The organism is Rhodococcus sp. MurmanLake-1 (genome assembly GCF_056945715.1).
In genome coordinates this window covers 462,913-487,501 of the sequence record NZ_JBWZNF010000004.1, presented here as the reverse complement: position 1 = coordinate 487,501, position 24,589 = coordinate 462,913, and the positions used below count along the sequence as shown (strand labels likewise).

Sequence of the window (24,589 nt, the reverse complement as noted above, 5' to 3'; positions counted from 1 at the left end):
GTCACAGGCCTGCAATCAAGTTTACGACGGACGCCACGATCACCGAACCGAACAGGTACGAGAGCAATGCGTGGCCGAGCGCCATCGCGCGCATGTCCGACGACTTCAAGTTGGTGTCGGAAATCGCGAAGCTCATCCCGACTGTGTAGGCCACGTAGGCGAAATCGCTGTACCGCGGCGGTTCTTCCTGATTGAAATCGATTCCGCCGTCGGGGCCCGAGTAGTACAGCCGCGCATAGCCGAGGGCGAAGAGCGTGTGGACCGCCAGCCACGAGATCACGACACTACCGACTGCAACCGATGCCGCCACGACTTGGTAGTGATGTCCGTCGGGTGCCGCCAAGAGCAGGAACGCGATACCGACGAGGCTCGCGACGGCAGCGCCGAGAATCAGCAGGTGTGCGACGTTGCGAGCCGGTTCTTCCCGCGTTGCGTGGCTCGCGGTGAGCGTCGCATCGAAGGGCCAGACCAGAATCCACGTCCACACCGTGAACACCATCGCCGCGACATCCCAGCCGATCAGGAAAGCGAACCGGGGGTAGCCGACCAACGCCGTGACGACGCCTGCAGCGACACCGAGCACCAGACCTGTCGACACTCTCAGCGCTGGCCCGGCACCCAGCTCACTCCGCGGAACCGGGTTGATCGGAAGGTCGTGCGATCGATCGTTCACGGGCTCAGTCAACCACCGTTCGCAATGAGACGGTGGTTACGCCGCAAGGTAATCGAGAAGCAGGCGTGTCAGGCGTTGCAGGTGTCGACCAAAGGCTTGCCGTTGAATCTGTCCAGCACGTACTGCAATCCGACACCGAAGTCCGCTACGGCCGGCGCGAGGTGATTGTTACCGCTCCCCGGATTCACTGCAGGCAGGGTGTCGGTGAACAACGTCGCCTCGGCCCCGCGCGCGCACCAGTCCTGAACCAGGCGCCGGGTTTGCTCGTACGGGATGAAATCGTCGTTGAGCGCTCCGTTGACCAGAATCGGCGAGGCCGGGGTTCGCCGCCCGATGCGTTGTTCCTCGATCACCTGCTGGATCTCCGGTACCGATTCCACCACGTCGGCAAGTGGCCGGCCGTCCGTGGTCCACGACGCCGTCGACTGCTTCCCGTACTTGGTTCGGGAATCGATGAGGCATTGCCCGGCGACGTCGGCGAGCACGGACCGGCCGTAGTCGTTGAGTCGAGATTCGATCGGCTCTCGGGCGGCGGGATATCGGTCGAGGACGCCGTTGATCGTGTAGCCGATCGCGGCCATCAGGCCGGTACCGTCGATATGACGCAGAACGCTTGCCAGGTCTGCCGGGGGCGCGCTCGCGTAACTCCCGACCAGATTCAACTCAGGCGCGTATTCGGGTGCCAGTTCGGTTGCAGCGGCAGTGGCGCCGCCGCCCTGCGAATGGCCCCACAGCGCTATCGGATCGTCCTCTCCTGCCTTCGCCAAGGCTCGGGCAGCGCGTGCACCGTCCAACATCGCATGGGCTTCCTCGGCGCGATTGACGTAGGTATGGATGCCGGGTGTTCCGAGTCCGATGTAGTCGGTGACAAACACGCGAACGCCCTGGGCTAGGAATGCGAAAGCAAATGCGGACTCGTAGTTGACACCGACACTGTCCACACCGGCACCGTAGTTCGACGGATTCCCGGGTTCCGCCAGGCGGAGTTGACCGGCAGTGGGGAACATCCTCGACGGCGCGCACTGATCACCTTGGCCCTGAGTGCCCGGACCGATCACGACCGTCGGGCGCGGGCCCGCGCCTGACCACGGGGCGGCCGGCTCCAGGTACGAGCCCGACACAGCAACATTGGATCCGTGGGTGTCGGTACTCGAATACAGGATCCGGGTCCCCACACCAGGCACTCCGCCAACGGCACCGGCCAGCGGCAGCGGTTCCGTCCGAATCACCGAACCCGGATCACCGACGTCGCCCGGAATCGCGTCGTAGAAATCGTTCACAGGTTCGGCGTTCGATACCGGTGTGAACAGTAGCGAGGTCGACAACAGCGCCGATACCGCAACGGCCGAAACCTTCAGTGCCGCGAGGACAACCTTCCGGGTGCTCATGGAAATCCAACGTATAGGCCTCAGTCGACGCGCGGACCGGTTTCGATCTGCGGGACTTCAATCGATCGATACCAACTGCTACGCGAGCGGGCCATGCCACTGGCCCCCCGATCCCCTGGTTTCACGGCCAGGACCTGATGAATCGTAAGCCTGTGCGGCTCCTCGAAACCCAGGGCACTGGCAGCGAGATACAGCAACCAGGTACGCACGCGGGGAGCACCGACCTGTAGGACCGATGCGTCCCAGTTCTCGCGAAGGTTCTGTACCCACGCGCGCAGTGTCAAGGCGTAATGCTCGCGCAACGCCTCGCTGTCACGCGTCTCGAAGCCTGAAAGTTCGAGCGCATCAATGGTTTTGCTCAGCGGAAGGATCTCACCGTCCGGGAAGATGTACCTGTCGATGAAAGTGCGTCCGTCATCGACGTTGTCCGACAAAGACTTCACCGCCGCGATGGCGTGATTGAGCAGACGACCCTGCGGCACGAGCAGGTCGTAGAGTTTTGCCGTGTACACCGGCAAATTGGCCAGGCCCACATGCTCGGACATGCCGATGCTCGAAATCGCGTCGTACGGGCCGTCGTCGACGTCGCGATAGTCCTGCACCCGAATCTCGATACGATCGGCCAAACCCGCGTCGGCAACTCGTCCCTTGGCGTACTCGACCTGCTCGTTGCTCAGTGACACTCCGACGACGTCGACGCCGTAGTTCTGGGCAGCGTGCAGTGCCATCGATCCCCAGCCACAACCGACGTCGAGCAGTCGCATTCCCGGCTTCAGATCGAGCTTGCGGCAAATCAGATCCAGCTTCGCGTACTGAGCAGCTTCGATGGATTCGACCCCTTCCGGCCAGTACCCGCACGAATAGACCATGCTCGGCCCGAGAAACATTTCGTAGAAGCGGTTCCCGACGTCGTAGTGATGGGAGACCGTGGCCGAATCGCGTGATTTACTGTGCCGCTTGCCTCGCTTACGACGCATCTCGATCGACGGAGGCGATGGCGGTGGACCCACCGCCCCCAAGCCGGCGAAAGTACCGGCGGCGCGCACCAGCGAGCGCAACGGCAACGCCGACAAACGATTCTCACCGAGCCGCGTGACCAGATCCGGGACATCGAGGAGCGCAAAGATATCGCCGTCTACGTCCAGATCGCCGGACACGTATGCCCTCGCCAGCCCCAATTCGTTGGGAGAGTACAGGACTCGACGTAGGGCACGCCGATTCCGGAAATGTACCCGCGCAGCGGCGTCCGGCGGACCTGCCTCCGAACCGTCCCAACATCGCACGCGAACCGGAAGCGGAACCCCGATCACTTCCTCGAAAACCGTCAAAATTTTGGTCGCGGCACCAGTCACAGATCAACCCCTCCGACAAAAGATGGTTAGCCGATGACAGAAAACTTACGCCCGATTCGCGAATCTTTCGCGCCATTTGTCCGAGTTTTGGGCAGTGTTCATCGCAGTTTCGGTATTCATCGAGGTTTCGGTATTCATAGCGGTGTCAGGGCTCCACCAGCCCGGCGAGGAATTCCACCAGCAGTCTCTTAGTCACCTCACGTGGCAGCGATTCCACTGCCGCGAGGACGGCCGCCATGTCCAAGGGAGAATCAGCAGAACCCCGAGGATCCAGCCCCGCCGACCTCAAAGCTGCCGCGACAGCGTCACTGGGCAACGCAAGAACATCGGCGACGGTGACATCGCCACGTTCGAATGCTCCGGCCAATTCTGCCAGGGCCGGCGGCGCCTCGGCTGCCGCCAAGCCGCGAACGTCGTCGGCACCGAGGACGAGCGCATTGGTCAACTCGCCGAGCACCGACTCGGTCACCGGGGTGACGGTGAGGTGGGTTGTTCGAGGCAATACAGTTCCGTCAGGTTGCGTCGACGCCGGCTGCCCTTGAAGGACGAAGCCGCGGGCACCGACAGCGCTTACCCAGCGATGCGGATCGACTCGACGTTCGAGGGGCACCGAACCATCGGTGGCGACCGCGAACAGCGGCCCCACCGGCGAGCCCACGACGCGAAGCCCGTCGATGCTCTGGACCGTTTCGATCAGCGCACGGGTGGCCCGCTGCGCCCGGGACACCAGTTCGGCGTACCCGGATTGCCCGAGAACTTGCGAAATCGCCCACGCTCCGGCCAGAGCAGCAACGGATTTGGAACCGAGAAGAGTGGGATTGACCACCGGATACCCCGGCCAGTCCGTGAGCCCGAAATACTGCTTGCGATGCAGGTCACGCCCGCGGTGCAGCAAGACCGAGACGCCCTTGGGTGAGTATCCGTACTTGTGGAAGTCGACCGACATGCTGGTGACACCGGGCACCTGGAAATCCCAGGGCGGCAGATCACCCCACCACGGCAACGCAAGCCCGCCGATGCAGGCGTCGACATGTAATGGAATCGAATGTGCACGAGCAACTTCCGCGACGTCGGCGATCGGGTCGAGCGCCGCGAACGGGTAATTGGGCGCCGAGACGACGATCAGAACCGTGTCCTTCCGAACTGCCGTCGCAATATCGGGTGCGCCCACGCGCCCCGACGTGGGATCTACGGGTACCAGGACGAGCTCCAGTCCGAGTAGGTGCGCTGCCTTGTGGAAAGCGGCGTGCGCGGTGGTCGGAAGAACCAGCGAACCCTCACCCGGCGGGAGCCCGCGGAAGTCGCGAGCTGCCTTGACGGCCAACACACAACTCTCCGTTCCGCCGCTGGTGACATTTCCGACGACTACGCCTCCGGTGTCTGTGTCTGTGTCTGTATCTGCGGCTGGGTCTGAAGCTCCATGGAGGAACTCGCGAGCGAACGCAACCAACTCACGCTCCATCACCGCCGTGGACGGGAACACCGTCGGGTCGAGACCGTTGACCGGCTGAACCAATCGAGCTGCGTCCGCTGCCAACTCGTCGAGGGCTGCGAGACCGCTGTCGTACACGTACGACAGAACCCGGCCTCCGTGCGTCGGGGCGTCCTGCTCACGAAGCGAACGCAACCGAGTCAAGATGTCGGCCGCCCTTTTCTCGAGGTTTGTGCTCTCGACGATCTTGCCCTGAAGTTCCTCGGCCTGAGTGGAACTCATCGTTCACCTACGTTCTCGTGAGTGGATTCTTGTTCGGTGCGGTAACTCCGCAGTACGACCAGGCTGATCGCAACCAGGATCGCCGGCACGACCGAAAAGCCAAGGGCTATTCCGGTCAGCGCTGATTCCGGTTGCACGACAGTCTCGCCCGCAGTTTTCGAAACGAAGCCGGTCACCGCGAGTACACCCAAGAACACCGCGGGCCCCAGGGCAAGGCCTGCGGTTTCCGAGGCTGTCCAGATACCACTGAGCGAACCACCACGTTGGCGTCCACCGATTCGCGCGTCATCCTCGATGACGTCAGGAAGCATCGCCAACGGGAAAACCTGCATGCCGGCATATCCGACGCCGGCAAGGGCGACTGCACCGTAGATCCACGAACCGGCGTTGACAGCCGCAAGGGTCAACAACGCCGTCGCGACGACAAACAGAACCGAGGACACGACGTAGCCGCGAAGCTTTCCGTACCGATGCGAGAACCGGTACCACAGCGGCATGACGACGAGAGCTGGTCCGACGAGTGCAACGAACAGACCGGTGAGCGCGCCTTCGCTGCCCATCACATAGGTCGCCAGATATTGCGCGCCCGCCAACATCACAGCGGTGGCAAGTGCTTGGAGCACAAAGACGATGACCAGCAATCGGAACGCGCGGGTACGTCGTATCGCGTCGAACCCGTCCCGATACTGCGAGAGCAACGAGCCGACCGGCGCGTCCGCGTGGGTCACCGTGTGGCGCGCCGCTCCGCGAACTGCCCAGATCATTGCCCCACACATCAGCGCCGACACCCCGATCGCCATGACCAGATAACCGCGTGCTCCGCCCCCGGCAGCGTCGCGGAGTTCCGGTCCACCAGCGCCGATGACCAGAATTGTCAGGGCCAGCACCGCAATTCGAACCGATACCAAACGAGTGCGTTCGTGGTAATCGCCGGTCAACTCGGTCGGCAACGCGATATATGGAACCTGAAAGAGGCTGTAGGCACTGGCCGCGAGCAGGAAGAAGACGAGCACCCACAACGCCCCGACTCCGGGGCCCGCAGACACGGGGGCTGAGAACGTGAGAATGAAGAGCAACGGCAGTCCCAGAGCGCCTGCGAGCATGAGTGGCACTCGCGTACCAGTTCGATGAGAGCTTCGATCGCTGATCGACCCGATCAGCGGATCGATCAGAACGTCGGCGATTTTCGGGACAATGACCACAAGCGACGCGAGCGCCGCGGCCACGCCGAGCGTATCGGTCAGGTAGTACGCCAGTACCAGACCTGGAAGCACGCCGAATCCACCCGTGCCGACACTTCCCGCTGCGTATCCGGCCACCACGCCGCGCGAAAGCCTGTCAGGCGATCTACCTTCACGAAGACGTACCGGTTTGTCTGTAGTCACCGTCCACACACTAATGTCACGACTCCGTTCCGCGAGGGCAAAAGAATCTCGATGACCAGAAGTCGCTCACTCGGACGGGCCGGGCATGCCAGACTGTGAACCGATTCGTACACGAACGAAAGCCTGAAGACGATGGTTGGTCCACTGACAGAGATCTGGCCTCCGTACGGAGTCACGATCACGTGTGGGCGCATCACCTTGGTCCCTGTGCGCGACGACCATTTCCCCGAACTCGCTGCGCTGGTCCGAGCCGGCATTCACCCTGCCGAACAGATGCCGTTTCTCGTCCCCTGGACGGTGGGCACTCCCACCGAAGTGTCGCGAAGATTCATCCAATACCACTGGTCGGTCCGCGGAGCGATGACCACGGCCGACTGGAAATTCGAAACAGCCATTGTCGTCGACGGAGAAATTGTCGGCTGCCAGGCGTTCGCCGCGACGGACTTTCCCAAAAGTCGTACCGGTGAAACCGGCTCGTGGATCGGGCGCGGGTTCCAAGGCCGGGGCATCGGCACTCTTGCCCGACAGGCAATCTGCGCATTCGCATTCGACTCTTTGGGCGCACGAAGCGTCGTGTCGTCGGCGTTCACGGACAACCCCGCCTCGATCACGGTGTCGACCAAAGTCGGGTACCGCGCCGACGGCACAGTCGAGGAGTTGGCTGCCGACGGCCGAATGACCGTGCGTCGACTCTTCACCCTCAGGCGCGAACATTTTGTCGCACCGCCGTACCCCGTCGAAGTGACCGGCGCAGACGCGCTCAGGGCGATGCTGGGCATCGACTGAGCGAGCTACCCGTGCACAGCGGCAACCGGTAGAACAGACACATGGAACCCTCCGACATGATGGCCGCAGTCACCTCGTCCATGCGCGACCGTACCGGACGCACTCTCGAAGAATGGGTTGAGGCTGTACGCACGTCGGGGGTCGACCCGCTCGATCAGAACGAAGTCCGCAAGTGGCTGAAAGCAGAGCACGGTGTACCGCAGAACTCGCAGTGGGCAATTGCATTCGAGACTGCCAAACAGTCCGGATGGGTGGAGCCGACCGTCGAGCAATACATCGACCAGCAGTACAGCGGTCCGAAGGCAGCACTGCGACCCATCTTCGATGCAGCCCGACGTCTGATCGAAGAGCTCGGAACCGATGTTCGCGTCGAAGGCCGCGGAACATACACGCCCTTTGTTCGCGCTCGCCAATTCTCCGCCATCGAAGCGGCCACCAAAGCCCGAGTCGACCTCGGACTACGTTTTGTCGAGGCCCCCGGTTCCGAACTTCTGGTGCCGGCCAAAGCTCCCGGGCAGTCGACTCACAAGATCGGGCTCACCAGCACCGAGGACGTGAACGACGAAGTCGGATCGCTGATAGCCATCGCGTATCTACAGAACGGCCGGTAGGACCTTCACGCGCCGCCACGCAACCACTCACCGGCACGCTGCACGAAAGTCCCTGTTCTCCTTGTCGGAGAACAGGGACTTTCTTCACCGCGGGGGAAGGTCGCTGCGACGTGTCAGCTCAGGCCGAAGATCGCGCCGATGATGGTCCGAGCAGCCTCGAAGAGCGCATCAACGGACGGGACACCGATTTCAGAGCTGATGGAAAAAAGGGAACCCAACATACGATCCTCCGGAGATAGTTTCTGAATGGCTTACTGCCACAAGGGAAAGACTACAGACTTTGCTTGCAGAACTGAAGCAAGGGGACCACGGGGGTGACAATTCCGGACCAAAGTCCCGGCCTGGCAGATCTGCTGCACCCCAATATGATTGAGTTGCTTCGATGAGAATTAGACGCTTTCGACACCGTCGACGAGGGCTTTCGCAACACTCGCCAAAGCCTCCGTGCTCGACATTTCCGAGTGAGAGCAGTCGACCAGGTATGCCCGTAGCGGCCCCACCAGTTCGGACCATTCTTCGACCAGGTGACGATGTTCAGGCAGATCACGCTGCGCCACAAACAATTCCACTGAGCCGAAATAGCGCCGCGGCGTGTGGTCCCGAACGATTCGCGACAGTTTTTCCACCCGCCCCACTACGGATTCGAGAACCGTATCGGAAAGGAAATCCATACCGGTCTGCCTTCGGATCTCTGCCGCAACGTCTACGAAAGTCAATGCTGCAGTTTCAGTTTCAACCTCAGCTAGTCCGATCTGTGCAAACAGTTCGGAAGGTTTCGGAGCCGCTTGTACCGATGGCATCATCTCCGGCAACAGCGCGTCGAGCATGACAACCGAACCGACCAGATCGCCCGTCTCTTCGAGTTGGCTCGCCATCTCGAGCGCGATCGTTCCACCGGCAGACCAACCCAGTAGATGGTATTCACCCGACGGCTGCACATTCCGTACGGCATCGACATACCCCGACGCCAACTCCGCCACCGTGCCGGGTAGCTCACCTGCACCCGTTGCCTGGATGCCGTATACCCGTCGACCTTCGAGCTGACCGACGAGTCCGACGTAGCACCAGGCAATTCCGCTGACCGGATGCACACAGAACAACGGCGGCCTTAGGTCATCAGGATTGCCGCCCAACATGACGATCGTGTCCAGCGGATCCGAATGGAACGAATCACCCTCCACGACGTCGGCATGAACGAGATCCATCCGAGAGGCAAGCTCCGCCACAGTTCGATCGGTGAAAATCCATTGAACCGGGAAATCCCTGTTCAGGGTCTCACGCAAGCGCGAAGCCACTCGAACTGCACCCATGGACGTCCCGCCGAGCTCGAAGAAGTCGTCGTAGCGGCCCACCGATTTCGCGCCGGTCACGCCCTCGAATGCCTGTGCCACTTGACGTTCGGTATCCGAGACGGGTCGATCCACACTCGACCCTACCTGCGGCGAAGGAGCAGGAAGTGCCGCTACGTCTATCTTCCCCGAAGCGAGCAACGGGACCACTCCCATCACCGTCACCGAAGAAGGCAGCAGGTGCTTCGGCAGCAGGCCGGAGACAAACCCGCGAAGCTCCGATTCCGTCACCGAACCGTTTTCCGCCAGCGTTACGTACGACCGGAGTTCAGCGGATCCGCGCCCGTCGTCAGAGACGACGGTAACCGAGAAGATCACTGCTCCATGGCTTGACAGAGCCACGTCGACCTCCGCCGGTTCCACGCGGACACCCCGCACCTTCACCTGTGCGTCGTTGCGCCCCAGGTACTCGAGCGCTCGGTCGTGACGCCTACGACGCACGAGGTCACCCGTGCGATACATCCGAGTCCCCACCGCATAAGGATTGGCGACAAAACGCTCGGAAGTCAGACCCGGAGAGGCGACGTACCCCCGTGCCACATTCTCGCCGGCGAGGAATAGTTCTCCCGCAACGCCATCCGGAACCGGTCGGAGCCTCTGATCGAGAACAAACGCCGTCGTGCCAGGTACCGGGGTGCCGACGGTGACGTCCCCGTCAGTGATCCGCGCGGAAATCGATGCCGCGATCGTTGATTCGGTCGGTCCGTATCCGTTGACGATGCGATGTCGGGGTGACCACGCCGACGCAAGGCGGGCAGAGAGCGGCTCCCCCATCGATTCGACGATCAACGGTTGCACTGCATCCGGATCGACTGTGGCCAGGACCGTTGGCGTCACGATCAGATGTGTGACGTCGGCAGCGATCAGCAGATTCGCGAGTTCCTCTCCCCCGTAGACGAAGTCAGGAGCCAGAATCAACGTTCCACACCCTGCCGCCGCCAGAAGAATCTCGATCACCGACGCGTCGAAGGTCGACGACGCCAATTGCAGGACTCGGGGGCCACGATCGAGCTCGGCGATCTCGGCGTGCGCGGTGTAGACGTTCATGATGCCGCGGTGTGAAACCTCGACACCCTTGGGTCTTCCCGTGGAACCCGACGTGTAGATGACGTAGGCGAGGTTGTCGGGATGAGCCGGCGTTGCCGATACCTCGACAGCCCCACCAGCAGTGCAGGATTCATCCATCGCCACCCACTCGACGGAGTCCGGCAAACTCTCGGATGCACCTCGCGCTGTCAAACCGACAACCGAACCGCACTCCTCGACCATCGTCTGTCGGCGCGCTGTCGGCAGCGCCGGATCGAGCGACAGCCACGCTGCGCCTGCCCGCGCTACCGCCCACAGCGCAACGATCCACAGATGCCCGCGACCGAGCGCAACGGCCACCACGTCATCGGGTCCGATTCCTCGGACCACCAACTCGCGAGTCCAGTGCGACGACTCCTCGTGCAGGTCGCGATAGGTCCAGCGCCTGCCGTTCAATTCCAGCGCGATGCCGTCGGGTGCCTGCCGCAGCGCGCGTTCGAAAATGTCCGCAATCGTCAGCGGTTCGACGTGTCGAGGATTCGCAGCCGTCAGCGCCGAGCGTTCGAGACCGGACAGCAATTCGATCTCCCCGACCACGATCTCGGGTTCACCTGTCACTGCTTCGGCGATACGTGTCACCCGCTGCATGAACAGTTCCGCCGTCGACGCGCGGAATCTGTCTGTGGCATACAGCAATCGAATCGTCAGACTGTCACCGGTGTCGACCAGGTCCCACGTCAAGTCGTAACCGGTCGACGACCCTGCCTTGTCGATGTCGAAGACGGTGATGCCGTCGATCTGCGGCACGTCGAGCGCTCGCCGATATGCCAGCATGACTGTGAACAGGGGATGCTCGTTCATCCTGCGCGGCGGATCGACCTTCGCAACTACATCGTCGAACGAGACGTCCGCGTTCGCCATTGCTTCCAGATCGACACGGCGAACCTCGTCCAGGACAGCAGCGAAGCGGTCGCAGGAGTTGATCCTCGTGCGCAATGCGACAGTACCCACCATCATGCCGGCCACGCTCAGCAGCGCCGGATCGTTCCGCAGACTCACAGCTGCTCCCACCACGACGTCGTCCGTGACGCACTCGCGAGCGAGCAGCACGGCAATCACGCTGTGGACAACCATGAATACCGTGACGCCATGCGAACGAGCCAACGCCGACAACGCGTCATAGGTGGCACCATCGAGGACTTCCGTCACCATCTCGTCGGATCGTGAAGACACCGGACTCCGGGGGTTGTCGACGGGTAGAGCCAACACATCCTCGACGCCACCAAGTGCGTTCGACCAGTAGTCGAGTTGCCGATGCGCCACGCTCAGAAGATCCTCCGGATCGCCCAAGCTCTCTCTCGCCCAGAGACTGTAGTCGCCGTAGCTGATCCCCTCAGCGGAGCGATCCCATTCCCTTCCGAGCACCCTCGCCTCGAAGGCTGCCGCGAAATCGGCAAGGATCGGGCCCATCGACGCACCGTCGATTGCGATGTGGTGAACAACCAGTACCAGGACAGTCAATCCTGCAGAATCGGCTCCTGCATTTTCGCTGAACACACGCACACGGAACGGAACATCTCGTTCGAGATCGAACGGCACAGTCGCGAAGGCCGAAGCGCTCGCACGGATATCGTCGACGCACTCAGCGGTGAGATCGACTGCAACAGAGTCTATTTCAACCTGTTGTGGACCGAGTTCACCCGGAACAAACACAGTCCGCAACACGGCATGGTGATCGACGACGTCACCGAGGGCGCTGCTCAAAACCGAACGCTCGATGTCGTCTGCCAGGACCGCTGCAAACGTCAGGTTGTACGCAGTCGATTCCGGCTGAAGCTGATTGATCAGCCAAAGTCGTTGTTGCGAGGGCGCCAGCGGGGCCGGCATGCCGGGATCACGTCGAGTCAGTTCGCGGCGTTTGCCATCGGACGCGCTCGCCGACAGCCACTGAGACATCGCTCGCGGCGACGGATTGTCGAAGACGGCGCGAACAGGCACATCCCGCGCGAAGATCGAGGCGAGTCGACCTGCCACCGCTGCTGCGGCCAACGAATCACCACCTGATTCGAACAGGTTGTGCAGAGCGCCGAAACTTCCGGACACGTGTTCCGACATGACAGCGGTGACGAGTTCCTCCGAAACCGTCACTGCCGCATCGGGCGCCTGGCTCTCGAACACATGGCGCCGCAACGCATCTGCGTCCAGTTTTCCGTTCGTCGTCAGCGGGATCGACTCCAACACGACCACGCGGCCGGGCATCAGATACGCAGGCAACATCGCGGCCAACTCGATTGTCAGCTGATCCGCCTCCACACCATCGCCAACCGCGCACGCAACGGCGATCTCGTCGACGAGGACAACCGCCGCAGCCTCGACGCCCGTGCACCGCCGCAGAGCTGATTCGATTTCGGCGGGCTCGACGCGGATTCCTCGCACGCTCATCTGACGGTCGGAGCGTCCGACGAATCCGAGCGTGTCATCGGTGCGGCGGTGAACCAGATCACCGGTTCGATAACGGCGGCGTCCACCTGGTGCTGCGACGAACGAGCTGGCGGTGCCGGCGGGATCTCCGGCATAGCCCATCGCAAGCCCGGGCCCGCTGACGTACAACTCACCGATCCCGGCCCACGGCACCGGACGCAGTCGCGTATCCAGTACCTCTGCACCGATTCCGGCGAGCGGAACTCCGATGGTGACCCGATGATCCACCTCGGCGACGGTCGTGACCACCGTGCATTCCGTCGGTCCGTATGCGTTGAGCATTCGCGCGCGGCGACTCCATGCACGCGCGGTGGAAGGTGAGAGCACATCGCCACCGACTGCCACCACCTCCAATGAGTCGAACCGCTCCGGAGCCATGGTGTCGAGTACGGCCGGAGTGGACAACATGTGAGTGACGCCGCGTTCTGCGACGAATTCTTCGAGTGCCCTTCCGCCGAAAGCCTCCCGAGGAGCGACCGCCAAGGTAGCCCCGGCGCCGATCGCCAACATCATCTCGAGAATCGCCGCATCGAACGTCGGTTTGTAACCGTGCAGCACAACCGAGTCCGAAGTCACGCCGTACTTCCGGATTGCGTCGTCGGTAAGAAGGCCCAGACCTCGGTGGGTGACTGCAACGCCTTTCGGTTCACCAGTCGACCCGGACGTGTGAACGACGTACGCGACTGAATCCGGATACTGCCGACCGGGAACGGGGCTGCGGTCGGAGAGCACTGTGCGCAGTTGCTTCAGCCGTGCCGGCGGCAGGTCGGGGTCGATCGGCACGAATGCCGCGCCCGTTTTCGAGATCGCCAACATTCGGACCAGGTACGCGATAGTCCGTACCGCCGGAATCTCGTACACGGCACCCGGTCCTGCGCCCCGAGCCACCAGTTCCCAGGCTTGGGCATCCGAGGCAGAGTCGAGTTCGGCATACGTCACCGTGCGCTGCCCGTCGTCGAGAGCAATGTTGTCAGGGAATCGCGCCGCTGTGGCGGCGAAAATCTGGGTCAGCGTCCGGGACGAATCGACCTCGACAGCAGTCCAACTGGGCGCAGCGCCCACCGCGAGATCCGAAACGAGTACTGGCACATCCTCGGCCATCGAGGTGAGCACTCTCGACAGTTGTCGAGCAACCGCGTCGGCGCTCGAAGGATCGAACGCGCTCGCGGCATAGATGAGCGCTCCGGTCAATGATCCGTCGACAGCGGGTGCGAGCGAGACGTGCATGGGGAACTTCGTTGTCGCGGTCTCGATTTCGCGAGCCTCAATCGTGAGACCGGCCACCTCCACGGCAGGGATCGCGAAGTTCTGCAGACCCAGCGCAATCTGGGGAGTTCGTCCGCCGAGCAGCTCACCAACCAATTCGGCAGGAACAGAGCTATTTTCGAATGCTGCCACATCAGCATGGAAAGCTGCACCCAACAGAAGGTCGATCGGCACGTCCCCGTCGATCCGAAGGCGAAGAGGCACCGTATCCACGAACATGCCGACCACGCCGTCGAGCTCAGGCGTACGCCGTCCGTCGACAGCAGTCGCGATCACGACATCGGGATTTCCACTCAGCTTGGCAAGCACCACGGACAACGCCGCATGAACCACCGCAAACAGCGAGACCTTCAATCGATCGGCTCGCGCCTGCAGTGCCGAGGTGATGACGGCTGGAATCACGAAGTTCACTCGCTGCGCTACGGAATCCGGCCCGCCATCAGAATGATCCACCGTCAGCGGCGACACAGATGTCACACCGTCGAGCGTTCGGCGCCAGAACTCCTCGACGACAGGGGAAACGTCACGTGCTGCCTCCCACGCGGCAAAATCCCCGTACTGGATCGGCAGCGGAGACCATTGCGGATCCAGTCCAGCTCGTCGCTTGCCGTAAGCGGTCAGCAGGTCGCCGACCACCGTTCGCATCGACGCCCCGTCGACTGCGATGTGATGAAAGCTCACTGCCAGAACGTGCCTGACCGGTGACACCTGGAGCAGCATCCAGCGCACCGGCAGGTCTGCCGCCACATCGAAACCGCGCGAGCCGAACTCTCGCAGCAGCACCTCGACCTCGATGTCGGCGACCAGTCGCGTTTCCATTGTCAGGGAGGTCGGAGGATCCACGACCTGAACCGGTGGAGTGCCCGGATACCGGGTCCTGAGGACGTCATGACGGCCGACAAGATCCGTCGCTGCGTGACGCAGCGCGGGCACGTCGAGTTCACCGTCGATCTCGATGCAGATCGGCAGGTTGTACGCACCGCTCGACGTGTTCCGCTGGTTAAGTACCCACATCGCACGCTGGTTCCGTGACAGAGGTGCGGGCGTGGGGTCGCGCCGCGGTTCCAGTCGGACAACATCGGTCGCCGGGCCACTCTGCTCGAGCGAATCGATCCGGGCCGCCAACGCCGCAACTGTTGGATGCTCGAATACGGTCCGGAGCGGAACAACCAGCCCAAGGGAACTACTCAAGAGCGAGGTAACCTCCGCGGCCGACAGCGAGTTGCCGCCGAGCGAGAAGAAGTCTGCGTCGCGGTCGTCCTCATTCCCGCCGAGCACCGAAGTAAAAGCTTCGGCAACAAGGCGTTCTGTGGCGGTGGCCGGCCCCTGTGCACGGGAAGCATCCAGTGTCGGCGCCGGGAGACGGGTGAAGTCGACCTTGCCGTTCCGCATCGGAAGCGCGCCCTCGATTTCGACGATGACATGCGGAACCATGTACGTCGGAAGGACTTCTGCGACAGCGGCGCGAAGTTGACCCGTGTCAACTCTTTCGGCATCCGAGCTTCGCACGTAGGCGACCAACAGAGGACTTCCACCCTGGGCCGACCGAACCCCGGCGACGCAGAAATCGACGTTCGCGACAGACTGAATGACTGCCTCGATCTCACCCGGTTCGATCCGGACACCGTTGATCTTCACCTGCACGTCGGTTCGCCCGAGATAATGCAGGTGATACATATTGCCTTCAGATTTGGGGCTTTCCGGCTTCCACATCACCAGATCGCCGGTCCGGTACATCCGGACTCCTGAACTCGTTGCCACGAATCGCTCCGCGGTTCGGGCCGGTTGGCCGGCGTAACCGCGCGCGAGCATTCGACCGGAGAGATACAGTTCGCCGGCGACTCCCGGCGGCACCGGTTCGAGTCGATCATCGAGCACGACGGCGTCGACCCCGGCCAGTGGATACCCGACGGATCCGTCGTGAGTGTCAGCTGACCGATGTTCGATCGACAGTGGTTCGGTAGCAAGCGAATACATCGCGGACTCGGCCGGTCCGTATCCGTTGATCACTCTGCGTCCGGCTTGCCAGCGCTTCGCCAACGCACCGCCGAGTCGCTCGCCCCCGAACATCACCGTTGCAAGGTCCGGCAGCGAAGGATCGCCGATCGAGGCGACGACAGTAGGTGTGGCGCACAGATGAGTAATTCGCTCGCGCCTCAGTGCTGATGCAAGTCCCGAGCCGAACAGTTGGTCGTCCTTCGCCAGAACGAGCGTCGCCCCGGACGCACTCGCGATGAGCACCTCGAGCAACGTCATGTCGAACCCTGGCGCTCCGCGATGGAATACGCGCGAACCCGGACCAGCCGAGAATCGACGGGGCAGGTCTTCGGCGATCACGCCGAGCCCGCCGTTGGTCACCACCACGGCCTTCGGAGTTCCAGTCGTTCCTGACGTGAAAACTACGTAGGCCGCGAGGTTCTCGGAATGCTGTCGCACCCAGTCCGCGTCCTGCCCACCACCGGCGTCGAGGCCGCAGACCGCGCCGTCGCCCAGTGCTTCGAGGACATCGCGTACTCGCGCCTGCGGCTGTTCCGGGTCCACCAATGCCGGAGCTGCACCGACCTTCGCAATCGCCCACAATCGCACGATCGACGCAATGGACCGATCAGCAGTCCAAGCAACGACGTGGTCCACTCCGACTCCCCCGGAACGTAACTCGTCGGCCGCGACGTCCGACTGTGCATCGAGGTCTCGGTAAGTGAGTGTGTTGCCCTCAGCTTCGACCGCCACGGCATCCGGAGCGAATTCGACGCCGTATCGCAGCATCGATGCAAGCGTCGTGCCGGAACACCGAGATGCATCGGGCCGGTCGACCGCGCCGTGTGCGGGGACGAGAAGAGCTCGCTCCGCACTCGTCAACAGGTCGATTCGCCCTACCACGACATTGGGGTCGACAGACACTTGATTCAGGAGGTGCTCGAACCGACCCGCAAAGCTCGATACCGTCAGATCATCGAATAGATCAGCGTTGTACACGAATTCGAGACCGAGACCGCCCCCGATCCCCTCGTCCGTGACGTTGAGCTGCAGATCGAAATTTGCTTGCCTGACATCGGGCGAGATCTGAGTGACGGACAACCCCGGTATGGACCACGCGGCGGAATGAGTTGTCTGGAACGAGAGCGCCACCTGGAACAACGGATGTCGCGAACGCGATCGCGGTGGGTCGATCAGATCAACCAGCGAGTCGAAGGGCATCTCTGCGTGCGCGAACGCCGCTACGTCTCGCTGACGAACCTGCTCGACCAACCGGCCGAACGACTTCGACGGATCGACTTCGGTCCGAAGAACAATCGTGCCGGCAAACATGCCGACCAGCTCGTCGAGTTCAGGTGTGACGCGTCCGGACACAACAGTGCCGACAGCTACGTCATTGCTGCCGTTGTACCTCGCCAGCAGCGCCGCGAGTGCAGCGTGGACAACCATGAACATGGTTCCGTTGTTCGATCGTGCGAGTGCTTGAAGGCCCGTCCGTACCGAACCCGAGATCTCTACCCGGCAACTCGACGCGCGGGCGGACGTCGAACGCGGACGGTCCAGGGGTAGCGTCACCTGCTCGGGAAGGCCTTCGAGAGCATGCTTCCAGTAGCTGGATACCGTCTCGGGAATCCCCGATTCCCGTTGCCATGCGCTGTAATCGGAGTATTCGAGCGCGAGCGGCGACCACGTCGGAGCTTGCTGGGCCGAGCGAGCGATGTACGCCGCCGTGAAGTCACGTACCAACAAGTCGAGCGATCGAGCATCGGCGGCAATGTGATGGATAACAACAGCCAGGATGTACTCGTCAGGCGAAAGCTGGAGAAGTGCCGCACGTACGGGCGGATCCACGGTGACATCGAAGCCCGAACCCACCAGTTCTGCAACACGATTCTCGGCGTCGTCGCCGTCGAGTGCCTCGAGCTGAAACAGCGGAAGCGCATCCTCGGCGTCGAGCACCGTCTGAACCGGACGCTCGCCGACAACCGGATATACGGTCCGCAGAGTGCGATGACGGTCGATCAGGTCGTGAATTGCCAGTCCGGCTGCAGCTACGTCCAATTCACCCGTCAGGCGCAACACGATCGGAATGTTGTAGCCGGAGGATTCTGTATCCAACTGATTCAGAATCCACATTCGGTGTTGGGAAGCCGACAGCCGCACCTCCGCAGTGCCTGGGCGAGGTACCAAAGTCAGACGAGGTACCAAAGACAACGGAGACGCTTGCCCCGCGCCGATTCGGGCAGCAGCGATGCCGGCGAGCTGATCGACGAATGGGTGCTCGAACACATCGCGGACATCGAGGTTGCAGCCCAAAGCGGAGTTCAGGCGCGACGAAAGACGAGTGGCGATCAAGGAATTGGCCCCTTGATCGAAGAGATTCCCGACCGGATCTATATGCGGAACTTCCATCAAATCGCTCAGAATGGCTGCAACTGTCTGAGCGAAGAAGTCTCGCGACTGCCGAGACGGCTGCACTTGCGACGTCGGGTCCGGCAGTGATGCTCGGTCGATCTTGCCGTTGATCGTGACCGGCAATGACGCAAGCGGCATCAAAGCCGACGGGACCATATGTGCGGGCAACAACGAACGAGCAGTCCGCAACACACCGTCGAGGTCGTGTCCGTTCGCAGGGGTGATGTAACCGACCAAAGTCGGCCCACTGTCGAGTTCTCTCACCACCACCGTGGCCTGCTCCACCGACGTGTGAGCCAACAGCGCGGATTCGACCTCGCCCGGTTCGACGCGGTAACCGCGCAGGGCCATCTGACCGTCGGCGCGGCGAACATATTCGAGTCGACCGGCTCGCCGACGGACCAGATCGCCGCTGCGGTACATCCGCGATCCTTCGAATCCGGGTTCAGACACAAATCGGGAAGACGTCATCCCTGGTTGACCCAAGTAGCCTTCGGCCACCTGCGGACCGGCAACGTACAGTTCGCCGACAGATCCCGGCGGGACGGGCTTCAACGACGCGTCGAGCACGTAGCTGCGAAACCCTGGTAGTGGGGACCCGATCGGCGAGACAGTCTCGTTACCGGAGATGAGATCGAAATTGGTTACATGGACCGTGGTTTCGGTGATTCCGAACATATTGACACCCCGCACGTCCGGGTGCCGATCGAACCAACCCTGCACGCGCCCGACGTCGAGGCGATCGCCGCCGAAAACAATCGTCCGGAGCGGAAGCAGCATTTCCGGCGTAACTTCCGCCAACGCATAGAAGGCGGCCGGGGTCTGATTCAGAACGGTGACTTTCTCCCGCACAATCAGATCCGCGAATCTTTCGGGAGAGCGCGCGACGTCACCGTCTACGATCACCAGGGATCCGCCAGTGGTCAACGCACCCCACATCTCCCAGACCGAGAAGTCGAATGAGTGCGAATGAAACATCGACCACACGTCTTCGTCGCCGAAGTCGAAGATCTCGCGAGTCGAGGCCAGCAGAGCCAACACGTTGTCCTGAGTCACCACCACACCTTTGGGCGCTCCGGTCGATCCGGACGTGTAGATCACGTAGGCGGCGGCCTCCGACTGCGGAACAGGCCAACCGCCCGTCGCGTCAGCCGTCTCGTTCACGAGGATGACAGCTTGCTCGTACCCAACGAACCGCCCAGCTGATTCGTCCGTCGACACAATCGCTTTCGGGCCTGCATCGGCAAGTACGTAGTGGATGCGAGCGTCGGGATACTGCAAGTCGATCGGGACGTACGCAGCGCCCGCGCGAACGACGGCGAAGATGGCTACGACGAGGTCGACCGATCGAGGCAGGGCGACCGCCACGCGATCCCCGACTCCAATTCCTCGATCGATCAATACGGCGGCAAGGCCCTCCGAACGAACTCGCACCTCTTCATAGGTGACGCGAGTATCGCCACTCGACACCGCGATTGCATTCGGATGCCGGGCTGCGACGGCCCCGAAGAGGTCGGGCAGCGACTGCGCGACAATCGAAGGCCCCGGCACCCAAGCCAGCAATTCTTCGCGCTCCGCAACGCTGAGAACATCGATGTCGCGCAGCATGATTGACGAGTTCTCGGTAATCGAGTCACATACTCGACGCAGTCGCTCGACCCAGCTCTGCACGGTGCCCGCATCGAACAGATCGGCGGCATATCGGAAAGTGCCGCGAATACCGCTCGCGTCGCCGTCAATCGTACGATCTTCGCGCACAGTCACTTCGAGGTCGAAGCGAGGGTGCGCGGGAGGTAGCGGAGTGCCGTGGGCCGTCAAAGTTCCCACCGCGAGCTCGGAATCCGGTGCTACCGGATCGACAGCGAGAACCACTCTGAGGAAGGAATTCTTGTCGCCTGCGGCCCCACCGACCGCGCGGTCGACCACCCAGTCGAACGGGACGTCGGCATTGGACAAAGCTGCCACGTCGGCCTCGCGTACCCGACTCAAGAACTCACCGAAGGTGTCTCCGCCGCGAAGGAGCGTTCGCAGCGCCACGGTCCCGACGAACATACCGACGGCGCCGTCGAACGAAGGGTGTGTTCGGCCGGACGTCGGGGTTCCGATGACCACATCGGACGCACCGGTGATCTTGCTCAGCGCAATCGCAAGGCAGGCGTGCAACACCATGAAGGTTGTGCAGTGATGCGCTCGAGCGATCTCGTTGAGCGCCGCGTGGACGGGCGAGGGCAATTCGAAAGTCACGTCCCGAGCCGACGACGGTTGGTCCGGCCGGCGGGATCTGTCCACGGGAAGAGCAAGAGTCGGATCAACGCCGGCGAGTGCGTCGGACCAGAATTCCAGCTGGCGACCTGCCAAGCTCTGTGGATCTGCAGGATCACCGAGAACGGTTCTGTGCCAAGCGGAATAGTCGCGGTAGTCGAGCGCGGGCGAAGGCCAGATCGGCGACCGTCCGTCGGCGCGAGCGTCGTACGCGGAGATCAGGTCAGAAACGATCGTGGCGAACGAAAGGCCGTCCAAGGCTATGTGATGCGCAACTACGGTCAAGCGGTGGTCGGCATCGCTGCCGGAGGTGAGGATCAAACGAAGCGGCGCATCGGTCTCCAGATCGAAACCTGCCGCAACCAATTCCGCTGACGCAGCCTCGTAATCCTCGGACGGAACCTCGATCAGAGTCACCGGAGTCGCAGTCGCAACCTGGATCGGCCACGTGTCGTGATTCTGTTCGAACGAGAACACCGTACGCAAGACGAGATGGCGATCGGTCAGGTCGGCTACCGCCGCCCTCATCGCCTCTGTATCCAGTGCACCACTGAACGCGACCTCGAACGCAATGTTGTACGCCGACGACTGGGGATCGCGACGGTTGAGCAGCCATAGACGTTGTTGCGCCGGAGCGATTTCGACGGTGACCTCGTCCGAAATCCGCTCGGGCTCCACCACCCAGTCCGCCCGGTCCTCACGAATCTTCTGGGCAAGGCGCGCCGGAGTCGGGGCGCCGAACACGTCCCTGACACCAACTCGTCTACCGAGTGCAGAACTCACGCGCGCGGCAACATACACGGCGTCGAGGGAACTACCGCCCCAGGCGAACAAGTCGGAGTGCGGTCCGAGAACTCCGACGCCCAGGACCTCGGCCATCACCGAGGCAATTAATTCCTCGTCGTACTCGATCGGACGGTGCACGGTCGAGTGCTGCTCGGCGACCGCGGACCATGTCGGTTCAGGAAGCGCCGAACGGTCTGTCTTTCCGTGGCTCGTGACGGGCAACGCTGCCAGAATCGTCACCGAACCCGGAAGCATGGAACGTGGAAGTAGTGAAGCCAGATGTTCGTGGACCGCCTTCTGACTCAATAGATGAGCAGTGCCGTCCCCACCTTCGGCGGCAGTCACGTACGCCGCAAGCGACCCGGATCGCTCGACCACCGCTGCTTGCGCAACACCGGGAGTCGACAGGAGCACAGCCTCGATCTCGCCCAGTTCGACGCGTACTCCACGGATCTTGACTTGTTGATCAGAGCGGCCCAAGAACTCGAGCTGACCGGCATCGTTCCATCGCACGACGTCCCCGGTGCGGTACATGCGCTCGCCGCCACCAGTGGCACCAAAGGGCGCCGCTACGAAACGCTCCGAGGTCAGCGTCGGGGAAAGGTACCCGCGCGCCAGTCCTGGTCCCATCACGTACAGCTCACCCACGGCGCCGACCGGAGTCGGACGCAACCACGAATCCAACACCACAGCGGCAACGCCGTCGATCGGACGCCCGATCGGAGTATCACCGCCAGGCTCGAGTGGCTCGCTCATGAATGCCGCGACGGTCGCTTCACTGGGTCCGTACGAATTAACGATGTCGACATGACTCGACCACACATCCACGAGCGCCACCGGCGGTCGCTCGCCGCCGACGTTCAACACTCGAAGATCCGGCAGTTTCCGAGGATCCATCGTCAGCGGAACCGACGGTGTCGAGATCAGGTGCGTGACACCCTCGAGCCGCAGATAGTCTTCGAGGTCCACTCCGCCGATCAATCCGGGAGGAACGATCACGGCGGTCGCGCCGCAGCCGTGAGCAACCAGAATCTCGAGGATCGCCACGTCGAACGAGGTAGCTGCCAAGAGCGCGACGCGGGAGGAACTATCGATGTTCAGTCGCCTGGCGTGAGAACGCAGCAACGGCGCAATGCCTCGATGCGTGACCGCGACGCCCTTCGGCCGTCCGGTCGACCCCGACGTGTAGACCACGTAGGCGGTGTCGTCCAGAGACAGGTCGGCGATAGATGAACCCGCCCCCACACGTCGATTCACCGGCCCATCGACGGTCTCGTCTTCCCTGGGGTCGACGACGCAGACCCACGCCGGCACGTTCACGAGTTCGCCACCGACCACAACGGACACGTCGGCGTCGTCGAGAATGAAAGCGACACGCTCGGAGGGTGTTTGAGGATCCACGAAAAGAAGGGCAGCACCAGCCCGCACGACTGCATGAAATGCAACTACGGAATCGGTCGAGCGCTCGGTCAGGATCCCGACGACGTCACCTCGTTCGACGCCGTTCTCCACGAGCAAGGCGCACAGTGCATCCGCGCGAGCGCCGAGCTGGTCGTAAGTGACGTCCACACCTTGCTCGCGGATCGCGACGACGCTCCCCTGCCCTGCGCCGCCTCTGACGACCGAATCGAGCGTCGCGAATCCGTCCGTCCGCGGACCTAACGCGGGGACCAGATCCTTCGCTTCGTCCGTCGAGAGGATGCGGAGGTCACCGAGCGCACGGGTAGCCGAGTCGAGGAATCCCTCGAGAAACCGAACGAACTGACGATGATGCATCGCCAGGTCACGTTCGCTGTAGAGGCGTGGATTGGCTTCGAAGGACAGGCGAACGTTCTCCCCCGCGATCGACGGATAAATGCTGAAGAACAGATCTTCGGTGGGTCCGGATGTGAGGACGTGAAATTCGCCGACGACGTCGCCGAGCCGAATGGCTTCGTGAAACATCATGACGTTCACGGCCGGGCCCGCCGCCTCACGGGATCCGCCCTGACCCTCCTGGAAGCCCATGTCCTCGTAGCGGAATCGCTGGTGGCGTAGTGCACCGGTCATCTGAACCGAGATCTGACGCACCAGTTCTTGTGGCGACAGATCCCGTTCGAGTTGCGCACGAACAGGCACGATGTTGGACAGCATCCCACCTGAACGTTTCGACGTCGCCGTGGTGCGGCCGGACACCGGCAAGCTGAGGACTACGTCATCGGAATCAGTCATGCGGCCGAGATAGGACGCGAATGCACCGACGAGGACCGCCACCTCGGACGTAGTCCACTCGGTCGCGACATCCGAAAGCTGTTTTGCAAGAGTTGGATTCAGTGTCCGCACCATCATGCGCTGCGGCATGGACGTCAGGCCGGCGCCGTCGGCGAGGCGAACCGGGCGGGGCAGGCCTTCGGACATCTCCGTCCAGTACTGCTTGTCCGATCGATACCGCGACGAGGATCGGTAGTCGACGTCGAGGTCATGCAGTGCACGTACCCCGACACCACCGAATGGAGTCAGCGTCTTGCCATGAACCAGATGCGAATAGCGCTCGGCCACCCGCGCGGTGAGTGTCATCGCCGCATGTCCGTCGAGCACAAGATGATGGGCGTGCGAGTACCAGAAATAGTGATCGTCTGCCAGATGAAGCAAAGTCGCCGAGATCAGGCGGTCAGACATCACGTCAAGTGGCCGTGAGTATTCCGCTGTCATCCACTCGTTCGCGCGCTGAACCGGGTCGTCGTCGCTGCGTAAGTCGAGGTATGCGAGATCGTCGACGATCGAGTGATCGACAATCTGCGCCGGCTCGGCATCAGTGGCGACGAGGCGAACGAACGGCGACTCCAATTCATGACATGCCGTGTTCGTTGCCTCGATCAGAGCGTCGACGTCAACCGGTCCTCGTAGCTCCACGTACTGAGCCACCACGAACGGAGTTGACGGACTCAGTTGCTGCGCAAACCACAGCGCGAGCTGAGCCCGAGACAACGGAAAAGCACTCAACCCGTCACCTCACATTTCACCAGCCTTGTTTTTCACGAACATTCGATGGCTGATCACGTGAATCCATGGGAGCGAACACCACGAACGGCCGAACCGAACCCTACTGTCTCGTCTAAGTTTTCACCACTGGGCCAAC

General features: G+C 62.3%; 8 protein-coding genes. 2 read left to right on the top strand and 6 right to left on the bottom strand.

All coding sequences use genetic code 11. The features are described 5' to 3' along the window. Position 1: 1 nt before the first annotated feature. From AC2ETI_RS15090 to AC2ETI_RS15070, 5 genes are all read right to left on the bottom strand, one after another. Positions 2–673: a DUF1345 domain-containing protein gene (locus tag AC2ETI_RS15090; RefSeq protein ID WP_020908009.1), complete on the bottom strand. Its 672-nt coding sequence runs from the start codon at positions 671–673 to the stop codon at positions 2–4. Between the two features lie 68 nt (positions 674–741). Further along, positions 742–2,061 carry a lipase family protein gene (locus AC2ETI_RS15085; protein ID WP_084326985.1) on the bottom strand — a complete coding sequence of 440 codons (1,320 nt, stop codon included), beginning with the start codon at positions 2,059–2,061 and terminating at the stop codon, positions 742–744. A 20-nt stretch (positions 2,062–2,081) separates the two neighbouring features. Next, on the bottom strand, positions 2,082–3,413 hold the full coding sequence (locus AC2ETI_RS15080; protein ID WP_483634077.1) for a class I SAM-dependent methyltransferase: 1,332 nt from the start codon (positions 3,411–3,413) through the stop codon (positions 2,082–2,084). Between the two features lie 145 nt (positions 3,414–3,558). Then, positions 3,559–5,127, bottom strand: coding sequence for a pyridoxal phosphate-dependent decarboxylase family protein (locus AC2ETI_RS15075; protein WP_483634076.1), 1,569 nt, complete (start codon positions 5,125–5,127; stop codon positions 3,559–3,561). Then, on the bottom strand, positions 5,124–6,521 hold the full coding sequence (locus tag AC2ETI_RS15070) for an MFS transporter (protein WP_308370738.1): 1,398 nt from the start codon (positions 6,519–6,521) through the stop codon (positions 5,124–5,126). Before AC2ETI_RS15070 ends, AC2ETI_RS15075 begins: the two co-directional genes overlap by 4 nt. A 123-nt stretch (positions 6,522–6,644) precedes the next feature. On the opposite strand from AC2ETI_RS15070, the gene AC2ETI_RS15065 reads away from it, so the two are divergent. Next, positions 6,645–7,298: a GNAT family N-acetyltransferase gene (locus AC2ETI_RS15065; RefSeq protein WP_483634075.1), complete on the top strand. Its 654-nt coding sequence runs from the start codon at positions 6,645–6,647 to the stop codon at positions 7,296–7,298. Positions 7,299–7,339: 41 nt separating this feature from the next. Continuing rightward, entirely contained in the window at positions 7,340–7,909 is a 570-nt protein-coding gene (locus tag AC2ETI_RS15060; RefSeq protein ID WP_483634074.1) for a DUF5655 domain-containing protein, read from the top strand. A 389-nt stretch (positions 7,910–8,298) separates the two neighbouring features. On the opposite strand, the gene AC2ETI_RS15055 is transcribed toward AC2ETI_RS15060, so the two are convergent. Continuing rightward, a complete protein-coding gene (locus AC2ETI_RS15055) occupies positions 8,299–24,453 on the bottom strand; it encodes a non-ribosomal peptide synthetase (RefSeq protein WP_483634073.1) in 16,155 nt (5,384 codons plus the stop codon). Positions 24,454–24,589 lie beyond the last annotated feature (136 nt).